The following is a 16,063-nucleotide window of genomic DNA, read 5'->3' on the forward strand; positions in this document are numbered from 1 at the left end:
GTGAAGCCGCGCTTCTTCTCCTTGGGCAGGACGTGGTGGAGCCCTGACGAGCATGGTGCCAGCTGCGGAGACGCGCTAACTCCCCATTCCCATGCCGGATCAGCTCAAGACCTTCTTCGACCGGAGCGTGGTGGAGCGCATCGCCACCATGCTGCGAGCCGCCCATCCCTCCTTCCCGAGGCAGCGCTTCCTGGCCGAGGCCACCGAGGGACTCGAGACACATGAGCTCCTGGGCCGTGCCCGCCACATCATGCGGGCGATGCACCGGGCGCTCCCCGCTGACTTCGAGGGCGCGGCTGGAATCCTCCTGCGGTCGCTCGGGCCGGAGCGCGAAGGCGCGGACAGCCAGGGGATGGATGTCTTCATCTACCTTCCTCACACCATGTACGTCGCGGAGCATGGCCTCGGCCATTTCGAGACGTCGATGCGAGCCCACTACGAGCTCACCAAACGCTTCACCGCGGAGTTCTCCATCCGGCCGTTCCTCGAGCGCCATCCTCGAGAGACCCTGGAGCGGCTCTCCCAGTGGGCGAAAGATCCGAACGTCCACGTCCGGCGGCTCGTCTCCGAGGGCTCGCGGCCCCGGTTGCCCTGGGCTTCCCGGCTCCGCGCGTTCCAGGAGGATCCACGTCCGGTGCTCGAGCTGCTCGAGCTGCTCAAGGATGATCCGGAGCTCTACGTCCGGCGCTCCGTCGCCAACAACCTGAATGACATTGGCAAGGACCACCCGGATGTCCTGGTGGACACCTGCGCACGGTGGAAGCAAGGCGCCTCACCGGAGCGGCTGTGGATCATCCGCCATGCGCTCCGCTCGGCGGTGAAACGAGGGGACACACGCGCGCTCTCGGTGCTCGGGTTCAGCGGTGGCGGAGCGCTCGAGGTGACGGCCTCATTCCAATCCAAGCGGGTCCGGATCGGCGAGAGCATCAAAATGGCCTTGTCCGTCACCAACCGCTCGGAGACGCGACAACAGGCCATCGTCGATTTCGCCGTGCACTTCATCAAATCGAATGGCTCGGCCAGTCCAAAGGTCTTCAAGGGGGGCAAGGTGGATCTCCTCCCCGGAGCGTCCTGCACCCTCGAGAAGACGATCTCCTTCGCCGCGATGACGACGCGCAAGCACTACGCGGGCACGCACCGGGTCGAGGCGCTCGTGAATGGCCGGGCCTCTGACCTGGGGAGCTTCACCGTCGTGGGTTGATGAACGCCGACCTTGGCTAGGGAACGCGACCGCCGATGGGCTGGTCGTTGAGGAGCAGGAGCATGCCTCCGTCCGGCGAGGGATTGAATTTCACGTTCATGCCCTCGAGCAGGCCGAGCTCATCCCGCTCGACGAAATCATTGTCGCCGTAGGCCTCCAGCTCCCCGCGGACGGGCGGTCTGGCCGCCTCGATGGTCAACCACAGGTGGCCCGCCTCCACGGAGACGATGAGCGGGCCTATCGCCGTGTCGTAGGTGCCCACGTAGTTCCGCCATACGGAGGTGTCCGGCACGAAGGTGCTGGGTGCCCGTTCATTCGACACGGGCTTGACCGGCTCCTTTCCGGACAGCAGCGCGACGACGCCCGCGCCCACCTGCTCCGTGACCGGCGTGTTGAGGTTGCTGAGTACTCCCACGGCCAGACCCTCGGAGGGAAACAGGTTGAAGCTGGAGCTGCTGGTGATGGTGTTGCCTCCATGCGACACAAGCTTCCGGCCGGACTCCTCGGAGATCACCCAGCCCAGCCCGTTGGCGGACGGCCCGTTGCTGGTCATCACCGCGGGCTGCCACATCCGCTCGATGCCCTGCGCGGAGAGCACCCGGCCTCCAGGCGCTTCACCCCGGGCGAGCAGGGCCGAGAAGTAACGGGACACATCCTCGGCGGTGGTGTGGGTCGCCGAGCCCGCGGGCACGTGTGCTCTCGACCAGGGCGGGGCCATCGTATGCAACTGTCCCCGCGTCCACGTGTAGCCCTGGACCACGTCCTGCTCTTGTTCGGGGACCGCCCCCATGAAGGTGCGGCTCATGCCCAGCGGCTCGAAGACGGAGCCGGCCATGTGTTGTTCGAAGGGCCTGCCCGCCACCGTCTGGACGATGAGACCGGCCACCGCGAGTCCATCGTTGGAGTACGCCTCTTGCTGACCCGGCGGGAAGTGGAGCTTCACCTCGGCGAGTGAGCGCACCATGCGCTCGAGGGCCTCGTCATCATGGTCGCCATCCCAGGCCATGCCGTTGGGCAGGCCCGAGGTGTGTGACAGCAGATGCTTGACGAGGATTTGATTCTGGAGTCCGTCCGCCGTGCGGAACCAGGGCAGGTAGCGCGTCACGGGAGCATCCAGGTCCACGGCACCCGCCTCCACCTGCTGCATGAGCGCCAGGGCTGTCATCGCCTTGGTGGTGGAGCCGATGGACACCAGTGTATTCGGCGTCATCGGTTGGTTCTTCTCCACGTTGGCCAGGCCGTAGCTCTGGAGGCAGACAGGCTGGCCACCCTGGAGGATGACGAGCGAGAGCCCCGGGATGTGTCCTGTTCGCATGCTCTCGGTGACGAAGGGATCGATTCGCTCCTTCATCGCGGTGGGCAGGGCGTCGCACTGTCCCGGGGGCGGATGAGCTGTTTCGGAGCACCCGGAGTTCAGGAGGGAGCCGAGCACCAGGGGAACAAGGGAGCGTTTCAGCATCGGGGGACCTCTTCCCCGCGGGGGGGCGGGGGTTGAAAGTGAATGAAGTCCCGAACGGAACACCCCAGACCCGGCGAAGCGTTACTCCCCGCTTCAACGGCTTGTTTCTAGCGATGTCAGCTGCATGCGAATGCCCTTGGTGATCAGGAACCGTGCTTCTCCCTGCCTCTGGAAGCGCACGACCTCGCCCTTGCCACGGCCCAGCCCGAGCACGATGGCATGCTCCTCACCGTCCGGCTTCAGCAACAAAGTGGAAGTCTCTCCCAGCATCGCGCTGGAAAGATTCAGGACGAGGACACCTTCCCCCTGGCTCAGTCTGGCACTCTCGAAGAACTCCCGGGGGGCGCCTTGCGGCACGCTGTACTGGCCCAGCCAGCTCTTCCAGGACTCAGGCAGCTCGGAGGGGGTGATGCGTTCGCCCAGGAACCGGCGGCCGCTCCACAACAACCTGGGCTCGGAGCCCTGGATCAGGACGACATCATGACCGTCGATGCGATCGAACGAGAGCCACAGGGGCGTGCCCTGGAGTTCGGTCTTGAAGAGGCCCTGCTGGTGTGGCGCCAGGACGAGCCGGAGCTCGGTGAGGTTGCCCACCAGATCTCCATTCTCCACGGCCACCTTCATCGGGCCGAGATCGGTGGCGTACAAGCCCTCCAGCGCCCGGAGCTCCTCCACTGGCCGGGTGACAGGCTGCACCTGGGGCTCTCGCGGACGGGCCACCACCTCCAGTCCCGTCTTGGCCTTCAAGGCCAGCGCGAGCGCCTCCTCGGCGATGGTCGGCGTGAGCGCCTGGGCGGCACTGGTGTTCGAGAGCACCATCACGCCCAGTTTGTGCTCGGGCAGCAGCGCCAGCATGGAGCGGAAGAACAGGGTCGCGCCACCGTGGTGCACGATCCGCGCGGACTGGCCGTTGGTCAGCGGCAGATCGTCCAGGAACCAGGTGATGCCGACGCGGGTGTCCAGGTCCAGCGCAACGCCGGCGTTCTGCTGCCGCCACATCTCCTGCAAGGTCTCCGGCCGCAAGAGGGTCGTCTCGCCCGCCTTGCCGTTCGCCAGCAGCATCTTGATGAAGCGGCTCATGTCCAGCACCGAGCTGCGCATGCTGCCCGCGGGGCCCTCGCCGTCCAGCCAGTGCGGCGGAGCGTCACTGGTGGCCAGTGATCCATGGCCCACCGACATGTTGGGCTCCATGTGAGGCTCCACCCGGAACGAGGATTGGCTCATGCCCAGCGGGCCCAGCAGGTTCTGTTTCATCGCGGCGGTGAACTCCATGCCCGAGGCCATCTCCAGCGCCCGGCCAGCGACCACGAGGCCCGTGTTGGAGTAGGCCCATATCCGCTCCGCCGGATAGGCCTGGTGATCCTCCCGGAGCAACTCCATCCGCTCTGGCAGCGTCAACACCTTCGGGGTGAATCCCCCGACGTACTGCTCGGGAATCCCCGCGTGGTGTGTCAGCAGGTTGCGTGGGGTGATGGGGCCGCTCTCCGGGAAGCGCGACTGAAGGGTGAAGTCCGGGATGAGTTCCTGGATGGGCCTGTCCAACGCGACGCGGCCCCGCTCCACCTGCTGCATCAGGGCCGTGGCGGTGAAGACCTTGCTGGTCGAGCCAATCTCATAGAGGGTCTCGGCGGTGGCGGGACGCCGCGCGACCTCATCCGCGAAGCCGAAGCCCTGTGCCCACACCACCTCCTGGTCATCCACCAGCGCGATGCTCAACCCGGGGACCTTGCCCTCCGCCATGCCAGAATCGATGAGCCGGCTGAGCTCCGCCTTCACCTCGGCGTAGGTCTCCTTGGGGGGTTCGGAGGGGAGAGGGTGGTCATCGCAGCCAGCGACGAGGAGGCCGAAGCCGAGCAGCGCCGTGCAACCGTAGAGTGTCTGCCTGCGTGTGAAGGTGTGTTCGCGGTTCATGAGTCGCTCCTGTGTTCCAACTCGCCCTGGAACACCGCGACTCCGTGATGCTGTCACCTCCACAATGGGCCCATCCAAAATCAGACATGTATTCAAGCAAACATGAGGAATTAGTAGAGTATGAGAAAACGAGGAGCCCTGGCGCGGAGGGGAGACGAGGTCACCAGAGGTTGGGCTCCAAAACGCCATAAAACCCGAAAAAATAAAGGGGCCACTCATAGGCGCCGTAGCTTCGTCATCGGCTCGGGCGGGCCCACCGTCCCGGGCCGCGTCCCAACACTCAACGGCAGAGGAGAAGCTGGATATGCGTCAGGGGTTTTGTGACATCGCCAAGAAGTTCTTGTTCGCGGCGCTGCTGTTCTCTTCCATGGCGATGGTACTTGTTCCGCGAGCAGCGGAGGCGGCGGCGTGTCGAGGCGCCTGGGCGGAAGGAACGGCTTACAGCGCGGGAGATGTCGTCACCTACGGTGGCGCGAGCTATACGGCGCTGGTCGCTCATACCCCTTGCGCGGGTTGCGGCTGGAATCCCGTAGCGGCGCCGTCGCTGTGGTCGACGGGCGGTCAATGCGATGGTGGAGGCAATGGCGGCGGTGGAGGTGACGGAGGCGGTGGCCCTGCCAGCCCTGGGGTGGGTGGGGTGCTCAGTCCGGCCATGTTCCACAACATGTTCCCCGGCCGCAACCCGTTCTACTCGTTCGAGTCGCTGTTCGACGCGGCGCGGACCTTCCCCACGTTCGCTACCACGGGTGATGTCGAAACCCGCAAGCGCGAGGTGGCGGCCTTCCTCGCCAACGTCGCGCACGAGACCGGTCACCTCGTGTACATCGAGGAGATCAACAAGAGCGTCATGTGTGACACGAGCTGGGGTCCCCCGGGCTGCGGCTGTGCGCCGGGTAAGTCGTACTATGGCCGGGGTCCCATCCAGCTGTCGTGGAATGGCAACTACTGCGCCGCGGGCAACGCGCTGGGGTTGGATCTCAAGAACGACCCGGACCTGCTCTCGCGGGATGCGGTCGCCGCCTGGCGGAGCGCCCTCTGGTTCTGGATGACGCAGACGGGCGCGGGCTCCAGGACGGCGCATGACGCCATCGTCTCCGGAGCCGGCTTCGGTGAGACCATTCGCACCATCAACGGTTTCCTCGAGTGCAATGGCCGCAATCCCGCCCAGGTCCAGAGCCGCGTGAACAACTACCTGCGCTTCACTGACATGCTCGGCGTGAGCCCCGGTGGCAACACCGGCTGCTGAACCGAAGAAACAAAAGGCCCCAGGTTCCGCGCGGCCTGGGGCCCTGTGCAGCGCGAGCGAATGCAATGGATTGACGGTGTTTCACGAGGTCTGTACGGTGACGGACAAACCCTTGGACATCGGAGTCAACATGAAGCGCTCGCTGCTCATTCTCGCAACACTTGTCGTTTCCGTCGTGGCGGGTTGTGGAGGAACGGAGGTCGAGCAAGGCGAGGAGTCCGCGGCGCAAGGCGAGAGTGCCCTCTGTGCCACGAGCGACTCGTGCTCGTATCTCCATTGGCAGGACTGCACGCAGCCTGGCATCACGCGAACCTGCTGTGTCAGCGATTCCTCCGCGGGGAAGACCTGTATGTGCACGGCTTCCGCGCGGAAGTGGGCGTGCCTCTGATCGGGCGCCTGTAGGTTCAGGGACGCTCGTCCTCGACGATGAGGGCGGGCGTCCACGGCCCCGAACTGGAGTTCACGCTTGTCCCTGGCGGTGGAGGCCATCGTCTCCCGTCTGGACGCGGCGCTGTCACGTGTCGGCATCCCATCCAACTGGAGGGGGCACGCGCCGGACCTTCGAATCACACGGGGCGCATCGAGTAGGACGGCCGGTGTAATTTTCCAGGCCGGTTGTTACTTTCTCGGAAACTGTGATAAACCCTGAATCGGGCTTTCGCGGGTTTCCGCCACGCAGCCCGTCCTCTCACCCCGAAATGGAGCATGCGCGACGGCGTTGCCGAGAGGCCGCTGTGCGTCCACAGACCATGAGACAGAGCAGACATCTGAAACCAGGAGCCTTGCTTCTCACTGTACTGCTGGGAGGTGCCCTCACGGCCTGTGGTGGGGTTGAGCAGGAGGAGTCCTCTCCGCAGCAGAAGATGGCCCAGGCCGGCCGCGAGTTCATGGCCCGGCAGGGCGGCGAGGTCAGTGAGCAGCGCTACGCGGAGCCCATGGATCCCTATGGCTACTGCGGCGACTACATGTGCTCGATTGACGAGCAGGGCTGGTGCCCCCAGGACTGTGGCTACTCTTCCTACTGCGGTGACGGGTACTGTGATGCGTCCTACGGTGAGGATTGCTCGAGCTGCGAGATGGACTGCGGCACCTGCTACAACCCGGACATCCTGAACGTGCCGGGCACGCCGCAGAAGGCGCCCATCAGTGACCTGTATTTGAAGTCCCAGCAGCTGGGTGTGTCGCCCATGGTGGCGGGTGTCCCGAACATCGACACGTACCTGCAAACCAATTACAGGCTCCGCTCGTTCGCCTATCCCACGGGCACCTCTGGCGTGCAGGACTTCGTGAACAAGCTGTTCCAGAGTGGCATCTGGGCCAACAGCGGCCCCACCCAGACGGTCACGCCCCTGGCGCCTGATGCCAACGGCTGTCAGCTGCGCCAGGTGGACGCGAGCTACAACCCCGAGGAGCTGGTGAACTTCGACGCGGGCGCGGGTCTGCTCTTCCCGTCCGCGCTCAACCAGGGCCGGTACATCAACCTGGGCGTGGGCTCGCTGTCGCCCATCCATGTGCCGTACACCCAGCGCAAGCCGGTGAACCTGGTGGCCACCTTCTTCCAGTCGGCCACGGCTCCCGCCGCCACCGCGACGGACGTGTATGGCGCCGTCGGCCAGATGATCCAGTCGGCCCAGGCGCAGGGCGGCGTCACCCAGTCCACGGTGTACTTCGACATGCAGAGCGCCTCCACGCTGGAGGAGGCCGCGGTGAAGTTCAAGCTGGACGCCAAGGTGCTGGGCGGCAACATCAACGCCACCTTCAGCTCGCTCAACACCAGCCAGAGCAACACCGTCTTCGTCCGCTTCACCCAGAGCCTCTTCACCGTCTTCCAGGACCTGGGCGGCTACACGCCCGCCGCCGGCCAGTTCAACAGCTACTTCGGCACCTCGGACCTGGAGACCCTGGGGAACATGGGGGAGCTGGGCTACGACAACCTGCCCACCTACGTCCGCGCGGTGACCTACGGCCGCATGCTCATCTTCTCCGTGACGTCCACCTCCTCGAAGCAGGATCTTCAGGCCGCCGTCAACGCGGTGTACGGCAGCACCAGCGCCTCCGCGAGCGCCGATCAGAAGAAGATCATCAACGAGAGCACGCTGCGCGTCTTCGGGTACGGTGGCCCGGCCGAGCCCCAGGTGGCCACCATCAAGTCCGGCAACTGGCAGGACTACTTCACCCTGGTGAACGTGCCGCTCGTCACCCTCAAGCCCGTGGGCTACGAGCTGCGGCGCTGGGATGATCAGTTCGCCACCATGTCGCGCACCACCAGCTACACGGAGCGCACCTGCCCCGGTGTGAAGAAGATCCGCGTGGAACTGTCCGACTCGTACAAGGAGAGCCGCGCCTATGTCCGCAAGACCGGCAGCACCGTCTTCAATGAGGTCATGTACTCCAACGGCTACGCGTCCGGGGAGATCAACCAGCACCTGATCGGCTCCGATGACGAACTCAAGGTGACGATGACGGTCGGCCAGCCCGGCTTCCTCAAGTCCTACCAGGGCCGGGTTCGCCTGAAGGTCTTCGTGGACAACGTGCTGAAGTTCGAGGACTACTACTCCTGCACGTACTGCCACTCGAAGGATCCGGTGTGGGTGCTCAACGTGAACCAATACACGGGTGATGTCATCCGCCGGTACTGACGAAGGTCGATGCAGGACGGAGCGGGCCCGCGCGGAGCAATCGCGCGGGCTCGTCTCGTTTCATCCATCAGGGGGAGGCGGGCAGGAAGCGCGTCTTCGTGAGCTGCTCCGAGCGTTCCCACAGGGCGCGCGCGCCTTCGAGGTCACGCATGGATGGCCAGGGCTCTTCTCTGCGCGCGGGGTCGGTCTTCCCCTTGCCCGGGCCGTAGACTTCGCCGCTCCGCACGTTCGCGCCATCCGCCGCTTCGAGGGTCGGCAACGCACCGTTCGCCGCGGGCCGGCCGAGCAACGCACTGACCGCGCGTGACACGACGCCCATCCATCCCGTCGGTTTCTGCTGCATCGGCGTCGCCGCCACACCCGGGTGCGCGAGCACGCTCTTCACCGGCGAGCCCCTCGCGCGGAGCCGGCGGTCGAGCTCCGCGCCGAACAGCGCATTGGCGAGCTTGCTCTGCATGTACGCCGTGCCCTGGTTGTAGCCCTGGCTCGCGTCGAGGTTGTCGAGGTTCATCTTCCCCTTGCGGCCGAAGCCGGAGGACACCGTCACCACCCGCGGGTCGGTGCCCTTCTCGAGTTGCGGCAACAGCAACGCGGTGAGCAGGAAATGCCCGAGGTGGTTCGCGCCGAACTGCGCGTACACGCCCTCGGCCGTCCTGCGCAGCGGCGCGGTGCCGAGGCCGGCGTTGTTGATCAGCACGTCCAGCCCGAGCTGCTTCGCGCCGAGCGCACGCACGCTGTCGAGGTCGGCGAGATCGACCTGCTCGAGTTCCAGCACGGCCTTCGGGTGCTCACGGAGGATCTCCGCCCGTGCTGCTTCTCCACGGCCAAGGTCGCGCACCGCCATGATGACGCGCTCGTTCTTCCCCGCGAGCGCGCGCACCGTTTCCAGACCGAGGCCGCTGTTGGCCCCTGTGACGAGATGAGTTCTCATGAGCGGATAATTAATCCGCTTCGCGCGCGCCGCAACGAAAACGGATTTCGTATCCGCTTTCCGTGCTAACCTCCAGCCATGGCCTCGAAGCGGTCGGACGCGAAGCAGAACCGGGCGCACCTGCTCGCCGTGGCGCGCGCCATGGCGAAGGACGGCGAGGTGCCTTCCTTCAACGAGCTGGCGAAGAAGGCCGAGGTCGGCGTGGGCACCGTGTACCGGCACTTCGCGGATCAACAGGCGTTGCTGGCTGGTCTGGTGGAAGAGCAGCTCGAGGACTTTCGAGCGTTCATCGAGCACGCGGTGGCGAACGAAGACGTCACCGCCGCTGTCGAGGAGCTGTTTCGTGCGGCCGTCGAGCTCGTCGTTCACCGGCCGCTGGTGGCCAGGGTGCTCGCCGGCTCGAAGGACGAATTCCGCGCGATGGAAGCGAAGGTGGAAGCCCTCGTCACTCGCGCGAAAAAGGCGAAGGTGATCAGACCCGATATGGAGGTAGGTGATTTCAAGCGATTGGTCTGCGGCATCGAGCTCGCGGCACGGGTGGGTCCGCAGCCAAGGGAGGCCGCACAGCGCTACGTGGAGATCGTTCTCGCTGGCATCCGCCCGTGACACTGGGCAGGGCGCCGTGCCCACCCTCCAACTGGTTGAAAAGTGTGTGAGGATTGTCTTCCCGTGCACCCTTCGAATCAACTCGACGGTGCATGGACTGGAGACCCTCCGTGACGCCTCGACGTGTGAACATCCTCGCGCCCGAGTTCCGGGCCGACCCCCATCCCCGTTATGCCGAGCTGCGCCGCGACACCCCCGTCGTCCAGGTAGAGCCCGCCGGGTTCTGGGCCATCTCCCGTTACGAGGACGTGGCCTTCGTCATCAAGAATCCCCAGCTCTTCTCCTCGCAAGGATTCAAGGCGGCATGGCAACCGGAGTGGGTGGGGTACAACCCGCTTGCCAACTCGATGCTCGTGCTGGATGGGGCGGGGCACTCCCGGCTGCGTGCCCTGGTGAGCCGGGCCTTCAACTCCAGCGCCATCAGCCGGCTGGAGGTTCGCATCCGGAAGCTCGCGAACCGGCTCGTGGATGAGCTGGCGGAGAAGGGCGAGGCGGACGCCATCTCCTCGTTCGCCATGCCACTGCCCGCCTTCGTCATCGGCGAGCTGCTCGGGCTGGACGCCTCCCTCCATCATCGGTTCAAGGACTGGTCGGACGACATCACCAGTGTCACGCCCGTGCCCCACGGTCCCGAGCACGCCCAGCGCACGCTCACCGCCATCGCGGACGCGACACGCTACATCTCCGAGGTCATCGAAGTCCGCCGCCGCTCCCCCGCCGATGATCTGGTCAGTGATCTGATCCGCGCGGAGGTGGACGGTCAATCCCTGACGGATCGGGAGATCGTCGACTTCCTGGTGCTCCTGCTCATCGCGGGCCTGGAGACGACGGTCCATCTGCTGGGCCACTCCCTGCTCTTCCTGGCCGAGCGTCCGGAGGAACAGGCCCGGTTGCGCGCGCAGCCCTCGCTGGTGCCAGGGTTCGTCGAGGAGATGCTGCGCTACGAGGCTCCCGTCCAGGCCTTGCTGCGCGTTGCCACCTCAGACGTGACGCTCTCCGGGGTGAGGATTCCCCAGGGGGACGTGGTGCTCGCCCTCCTCGCCTCGGCCAACCGGGACGAGCGCCACTACACCGAGCCCGATCGCTTCGATGTCCACCGCGGGCAGCCCGGCCTCTCCTTCGGGTATGGCGTCCATTACTGCATTGGCGCGCAGCTGGCCCGGATGGAAGCGCGCTGCGGTCTGGAGGCATTGCTCTCCCGCTTCAGCGGCTTCACGCGGACCTCCACGGAGCTGAGCTGGGGCCAGGCCATCACGGTTCGTGGACCCCAACGCCTGCCGCTCCGGTTCATCCCCGCCTGAGGCAGGTGCCGTCGAAGGGCCGTGGCCTTGTTGGGCTCGAGCCGCTTCGACGGCTACGGGGCTCGTGCTACCGGTAGGTGATGCCCATGCTGTCCATGCGGGAAATCTGTCCCGCGGAGAACGTGTTCATGCAGGCATCGTCGGAGTAGTCCATGAAGTTGGTGATGGGGTCGTTCCCCGTGGTGGCGCAGGTGTTTCGGCCCGTCGGGCAACCGGAAGCGGGGGAGGCCTCGTCCGGGGTGTCGCTCACGGAGTCACCCGGGGCCGCGCAGCCGCCCTGGAACGTGTGGTACAGGCCAACCCAGTGGCCGACCTCGTGGGTGGCCGTGTCTCCCAGGTTGAACGGAGCCGCCGTGCCGCCGGGCACCGAGCTGTAGAGCACCACCACGCCGTCCATCAGCGGCTTGGAGGCGTAGTCCCAGGGGAAGGTCGCCCACCCCAGCAGGCCGCCACCCATGCCGTTGAAGTAGAGGTTCAGGTCCTTCTGGGTTCCCTTGTGCAGGGCGTTCTTCATCTGGGCCTCGGCGGTCGTGCCGGGCTGCGCGGTGAACCAGGTGGAGTTGGTGGTGCGGTCCGTCGACACCAGCGTGAAGTAGTACGGCGTGTTGGCATACGCGTTGTTCAGCACGCTGATCTGATTGGTGATCATCGTCGAGGTGATGTCACCGTTGGTCACGCCCGTGCCCTTGTTGATGACGTGAACATAGACGGGGATGTTCACCGAGCGGGCCGTGCGCAGCTCCCTCGTCCGGCCGGCCAGCTCCTGCGCGAAGCGGCTCTCGACCTGGGCCTGCTGCTCGGGGCTCAGCCGGGGCGTCGCGCAGCCTCTCACGTCTTGCGTGACCACCTCCGCCTGAGCCGTCTCCTTGGTCTCGGTGCTGTCGTTGCACCCACTCAAGGCAACCAGCGAGCCCATCACCAGGGCGAATTGGCCATTCTTCGAAAAGAGGTTTCGCGACATTCCCCGCTCCTTGAAAAAAGTTGGGAACAACGGAATAGCCCCAAACACATATCCAATACAATCCCCCCTTCTCAAATTCTCATGCCTTGGTGCAGCAATGTTTGACATCAAAGCTGAAGCCGGAGTTGAACATCGGAAAGGCAATCATTTCGCGGGCGGTGTTGGTCGCTCAGCGCCCGGCGCCTCTTGACGCCGTGCCTTCCGGAAGAACGTGGCTGTCAGCCGCACCCGATGAGTGCTCCCACCTCTCTGCGCGTATGTCTTTCCCTGCTGCTGGCGTGTGGCCGTGCCACGCCGTCGTCTTCGCGGCGCGTCATCCCACCCGCGGCGCGGGCAGTCACCGGAGTCCGGTCAGGATGAGCGCGGCAACCCTCGACCCGTGATGGCTCCTCGAGCGGCGGTCTCGCAGCTCGTGAACTTCGTCCGGTGGGGCAAGGTGGGTCCTCGCATATCCTGGACGTGAACCGCAAAGGAGTCGCTCCGTGCTCAAACTGCACCACCTCGTGAATTCCCGTTCGCAGCGCATCCTCTGGCTCCTGGAGGAGTTGGGGCTCGACTACGAACTCGTCATCTACCCGCGCGACCCGAAGACGAACTTCGCGCCCGCTGAACTCAAGGCCATCCATCCGCTCGGCAAGTCCCCGCTCCTCGAAGACGACGGACGGGTGCTCGCCGAGTCCGGTGCCATCATCGACTCCGTCGTGCGCCGCCATGGCCAGGGCCGGCTCGCGCCCGCTCCGGACTCAGCCGAGTACGACGCCTACGTGCACTGGCTGCACTACGCCGAGGGCTCGGCCATGCTGCCCTTGATTCTCGGGGTGTACGTGGGCCGTCTGGGCGAGGCCGGCGCGCCACTCAAGCCGCGCATCTCCAGCGAGGTGACGAATCACCTGGGCTACATCTCGGGAGCGCTCGGGGAGCGGGACTTCCTGGTGGGCAACGGCTTCAGCGCCGCCGACATCCAGATGTGCTTCGTGTTGGAAGTGGCGCGGTCCACGGGCGCCCTGGAGCCCTTTCCCAATCTCGGCGCCTATCTCGAGCGGTTGCACACCCGCCCCGCCTATCAGCGCGCCATCCAGCGTGGCCAGGCCCTCGACATGGGCGGCCAGGGCAAGCGCTAACGGCTCTCTTCCGGGGCGTCCACGCACGGCGCCAAGGAATGGATCTCGGCCGCTTCATGCAGCGCGGCGTGGAGCGCGACCAGCCCAGCTCGCTGGCCGCCCGCGATGCGCAGTACGATGCGGTCCTGGACTGGGGCATTCCCGACCATGGCAAGCTGCAGCGCCTGACCGCCATCCAGCAGCCCACGTTCGTCATCCAGGGGGATGATGACCTCATGCTCCCCACCCGGCTCAGCCACCTCATGGCCGGGCTCATCCCCAACGCCAGGATCAAGATCTACCCGGACTCGGCACACGCCTTCCTGTTCCAGTACCCGGTGGAGGTCGCCGGGGACGTCAATGCCTTCCTGTCGGCGTGAGGGCGGGCCCGGCGCTCGTGTTCCGCTCGGTGCCGCACCGAGAACCGCTCAGTAGAGGTAGTCCAGCGCCGTCTTGTCGGAGCTGGTCCACTCGCCGGTCTCGGACGAGCGGAAGCAGGAGTTCATGATCGACCCGCCCACCTTGGCCGTGCTCGGCGTCCCGGGGATGAGGATGGCACCCACGTTGGAGGCGCCCTCGTTGGTGGCGGAGCCGCCGCAGCTGATGGACCGGTCGTAGTAGTCCGAGTGGCGGAAACCGATCGTGTGGCCGAGCTCGTGGGTGATGACGTGCTCGTTCACGTCAACGCTGTAGCTCTGCAGCCCGGTGCCGATGTTGATGGTTCCGTAGGGCTTGCCACCCTGGGGGAATCCAGCGGAGCCGCCGGCGCCCGACGTGGTCTTCGCGCTGATGGTCACGCTGCAGTCGGAGGCCGAGCCACGCGCCAGGGTGAAGCTGAGCCCCAGGCCATTGTAATTGGCGATGGCCGCATCCAGCCCGGCGCTGAGCTGGCTGTAGCTGTTGAACTGGGAGGTGGGAACGACGCAGATCTTCTTCACGACGCTGGTGTCGACGAGATTGGTCGTCCGGTACTGCTCCGCGCTCCCCCTGCCGGGCTGGAGCATCTCGCGCGACGCCTCGAGGGTCACATGCGCGTCGAGTCCCACGTACACGGCATCCTCGTGGACCATGATGTCGTTGGCGGGAAACCCGGCCTCGACCAGGTTGGAGATGATCTCCTGCTGCTCGGCCTGCGGGTCGACACCGCAACCGACGAGGGCAACACCGGCCAGCAACGCCATGGAGAGCTTGCGCATGGGGGCTTCCTTTTCGAGGGACGACAGGGGTTGAGCGCCGCCGCCTGGAGAGACCCAGCCGCGACCGCGCGCCCCTTTCCAGGAGCAACCCTCGGACCAACACCTGGGCAAACCGGAAAACAGGGACTTGGCGAGCCATCCCCGAGAAGCCCTGGAGCATGGCTGCACCCATCGTCCCGGGACTTCTTGTAAAGAGTCCTGACGTTTCCTGGTGAATCGCTTGTGGGTGCAAAGATTTACGCGCACGGCACCGGACCGTCCGAGTCTCGGACAGAGTGCCCGACAATCGGACAAGGGGCCCACACCCCGGGTTCGAGGGGGCCGCGCCACCGGTGATGGGGAGGATACACCATGCGTGGTGTGAATGCACTTCCAGTGTATCGAGCCGGGATAGAGTGCGTGCCCATGCCGTCTTTCGACTCGAACCTCTTCTCTCTCTGGCTCGTCCAGATTCTGTGTGCGCTCTTCCTGGCCATCACCTTCCTCCAGTCCGGCCTCGACAAGGTCATCGACTGGAAGGGAAACCTGGGGTGGCTCACCGGACACTTCGCCAAGAGCCCCCTGCGTGGCGTGGTGCCGCTGCTGCTGGCCACCCTCACGGTGCTGGAGCTGGCCGCCGGCGCGCTGAGCGCGGCCGGGGTCGTGTTCCTGGTGCTCTCTGGCGCCACGCGGGTGGCCATGTGGGGCGCGGCCCTCTCGGGGCTGTCCTTCGTGGCTCTCTTCTTCGGCCAGCGCATGGCCAAGGACTACGCGGGCGCCGCGGGCCTGGTGCCCTACTTCCTCGTCTCCCTGGTGGGCTTGCTCACCATGCGCGGCTGAACCATATGAGCCCCACCCGGCTCAGCCACCTCATGGCCGGGCTCATCCCCAACGCCAGGATCAAGATCTACCCGGACTCGGCACACGCCTTCCTGTTCCAGTACCCGGTGGAGGTCGCCGGGGACGTCAACGCCTTCCTGTCGGTGTGAGGGTGGGCCCCGCACGTATGGGGTGAGGACGCAGGCACAAAGACAAAGTTCAAGCCTCCTGGTCAGGCAGGAGCGTGCGCAGCAACTCGTCGTCGGGTCCGAGCGGACGCCAGCCAGGCGGTGGTGGTGTGGCGAGGAGCGCATCGCTAGCCTTGTCGGCACGGTCCCTATGGGTTTCTGGAGTGTCCGCAAACCACGAGCCGAGAGCCTTGGCCACTTTGAATCGATTGGCGTCATCCAGCACGGCTGGCCAGCCGTCGGGAAGACATTCTGACAGTTCACGCACAAGCACATCGCGTACAAAGCGTGTGACCTGCTTGCGTTGCTCCGCCTCGGCGAGCAGCCCGCGCAACACCTGCACCCCAGCGACGTCGTCCTCGCCAAGCTCCCTGGCTAGCGCCACCAGTGAGGCGGTGGGGCGAGCGTTCGCGAAGGCGGTGAGCGAATCGTAGCCGCGTTCACGGACCCGCTCGTACAGGCGGACCGTCCAGTTTCCCCGCCACGCCTGTCCGCCGCTCATTGTCCTCTCCCTCGGATGAACTCC

Annotated in this window: 15 protein-coding genes; 9 read left to right on the forward strand and 6 right to left on the reverse strand. The window is 65.7% G+C overall.

All coding sequences use genetic code 11. The features are described from left to right. The first annotated feature begins 91 nt into the window (after positions 1-91). Positions 92-1,201 (forward strand): DNA alkylation repair protein, encoded by a 1,110-nt coding sequence (locus F0U63_RS06740; protein ID WP_395844873.1) that lies wholly within the window; start codon positions 92-94, stop codon positions 1,199-1,201. 16 nt (positions 1,202-1,217) lie between these two features. On the opposite strand, the gene F0U63_RS06745 is transcribed toward F0U63_RS06740, so the two are convergent. Then, the gene (locus tag F0U63_RS06745) at positions 1,218-2,660 is read right to left on the reverse strand and encodes a serine hydrolase domain-containing protein (protein ID WP_395844875.1); all 1,443 of its coding nucleotides are present in this window, start codon (positions 2,658-2,660) and stop codon (positions 1,218-1,220) included. 93 nt (positions 2,661-2,753) lie between these two features. Further along, on the reverse strand, positions 2,754-4,571 hold the full coding sequence (locus F0U63_RS06750; protein WP_395844877.1) for a serine hydrolase domain-containing protein: 1,818 nt from the start codon (positions 4,569-4,571) through the stop codon (positions 2,754-2,756). 304 nt (positions 4,572-4,875) lie between these two features. Here F0U63_RS06750 and F0U63_RS06755 point away from each other — a divergent pair, with 304 nt between their 5' ends. Together F0U63_RS06755 and F0U63_RS06760 are read left to right on the forward strand one after the other, a co-directional pair. Beyond that, the gene (locus F0U63_RS06755; RefSeq protein ID WP_395844879.1) at positions 4,876-5,817 is read left to right on the forward strand and encodes a glycoside hydrolase family 19 protein; all 942 of its coding nucleotides are present in this window, start codon (positions 4,876-4,878) and stop codon (positions 5,815-5,817) included. Between the two features lie 782 nt (positions 5,818-6,599). Then, on the forward strand, positions 6,600-8,456 hold the full coding sequence (locus F0U63_RS06760) for a thiol-activated cytolysin family protein (protein ID WP_395844881.1): 1,857 nt from the start codon (positions 6,600-6,602) through the stop codon (positions 8,454-8,456). A 67-nt stretch (positions 8,457-8,523) separates the two neighbouring features. Here the strand turns inward: F0U63_RS06760 and F0U63_RS06765 are convergent, their stop codons facing one another. Further along, positions 8,524-9,387, reverse strand: a complete 864-nt coding sequence (locus F0U63_RS06765; protein ID WP_395844883.1) for an SDR family NAD(P)-dependent oxidoreductase — start codon at positions 9,385-9,387, stop codon at positions 8,524-8,526. A gap of 78 nt (positions 9,388-9,465) precedes the next feature. Here F0U63_RS06765 and F0U63_RS06770 point away from each other — a divergent pair, with 78 nt between their 5' ends. Both F0U63_RS06770 and F0U63_RS06775 read left to right on the forward strand, forming a co-directional pair. Continuing rightward, positions 9,466-9,993 (forward strand): TetR/AcrR family transcriptional regulator, encoded by a 528-nt coding sequence (locus F0U63_RS06770; RefSeq protein ID WP_395844885.1) that lies wholly within the window; start codon positions 9,466-9,468, stop codon positions 9,991-9,993. A 110-nt stretch (positions 9,994-10,103) separates the two neighbouring features. Continuing rightward, complete coding sequence (locus F0U63_RS06775; protein WP_395844887.1) at positions 10,104-11,294, forward strand: cytochrome P450; 1,191 nt, start codon at positions 10,104-10,106, stop codon at positions 11,292-11,294. Positions 11,295-11,361: 67 nt separating this feature from the next. Here F0U63_RS06775 and F0U63_RS06780 read toward each other — a convergent pair whose 3' ends face one another. After that, positions 11,362-12,255 carry a zinc metalloprotease gene (locus tag F0U63_RS06780; protein WP_395844889.1) on the reverse strand — a complete coding sequence of 298 codons (894 nt, stop codon included), beginning with the start codon at positions 12,253-12,255 and terminating at the stop codon, positions 11,362-11,364. Between the two features lie 482 nt (positions 12,256-12,737). On the opposite strand from F0U63_RS06780, the gene F0U63_RS06785 reads away from it, so the two are divergent. Then, positions 12,738-13,376, forward strand: coding sequence for a glutathione S-transferase family protein (locus F0U63_RS06785; RefSeq protein WP_395844891.1), 639 nt, complete (start codon positions 12,738-12,740; stop codon positions 13,374-13,376). 38 nt (positions 13,377-13,414) lie between these two features. Continuing rightward, complete coding sequence (locus F0U63_RS06790) at positions 13,415-13,735, forward strand: alpha/beta fold hydrolase (RefSeq protein WP_395844893.1); 321 nt, start codon at positions 13,415-13,417, stop codon at positions 13,733-13,735. 48 nt (positions 13,736-13,783) lie between these two features. Here the strand turns inward: F0U63_RS06790 and F0U63_RS06795 are convergent, their stop codons facing one another. Next, complete coding sequence (locus F0U63_RS06795) at positions 13,784-14,551, reverse strand: zinc-dependent metalloprotease (protein WP_395844895.1); 768 nt, start codon at positions 14,549-14,551, stop codon at positions 13,784-13,786. A gap of 405 nt (positions 14,552-14,956) precedes the next feature. Here F0U63_RS06795 and F0U63_RS06800 point away from each other — a divergent pair, with 405 nt between their 5' ends. After that, a complete protein-coding gene (locus F0U63_RS06800; protein WP_395844897.1) occupies positions 14,957-15,370 on the forward strand; it encodes a DoxX family protein in 414 nt (137 codons plus the stop codon). Between the two features lie 5 nt (positions 15,371-15,375). Beyond that, a complete protein-coding gene (locus tag F0U63_RS06805) occupies positions 15,376-15,519 on the forward strand; it encodes an alpha/beta fold hydrolase (protein WP_395844899.1) in 144 nt (47 codons plus the stop codon). Positions 15,520-15,568: 49 nt separating this feature from the next. Here F0U63_RS06805 and F0U63_RS06810 read toward each other — a convergent pair whose 3' ends face one another. Then, complete coding sequence (locus tag F0U63_RS06810; RefSeq protein WP_395844901.1) at positions 15,569-16,039, reverse strand: NUDIX hydrolase; 471 nt, start codon at positions 16,037-16,039, stop codon at positions 15,569-15,571. Positions 16,040-16,063 lie beyond the last annotated feature (24 nt).

The sequence above is a fragment of the Cystobacter fuscus genome (assembly GCF_044360685.1).
Taxonomy (GTDB): Bacteria; Myxococcota; Myxococcia; order Myxococcales; family Myxococcaceae; genus Cystobacter; species Cystobacter fuscus_C.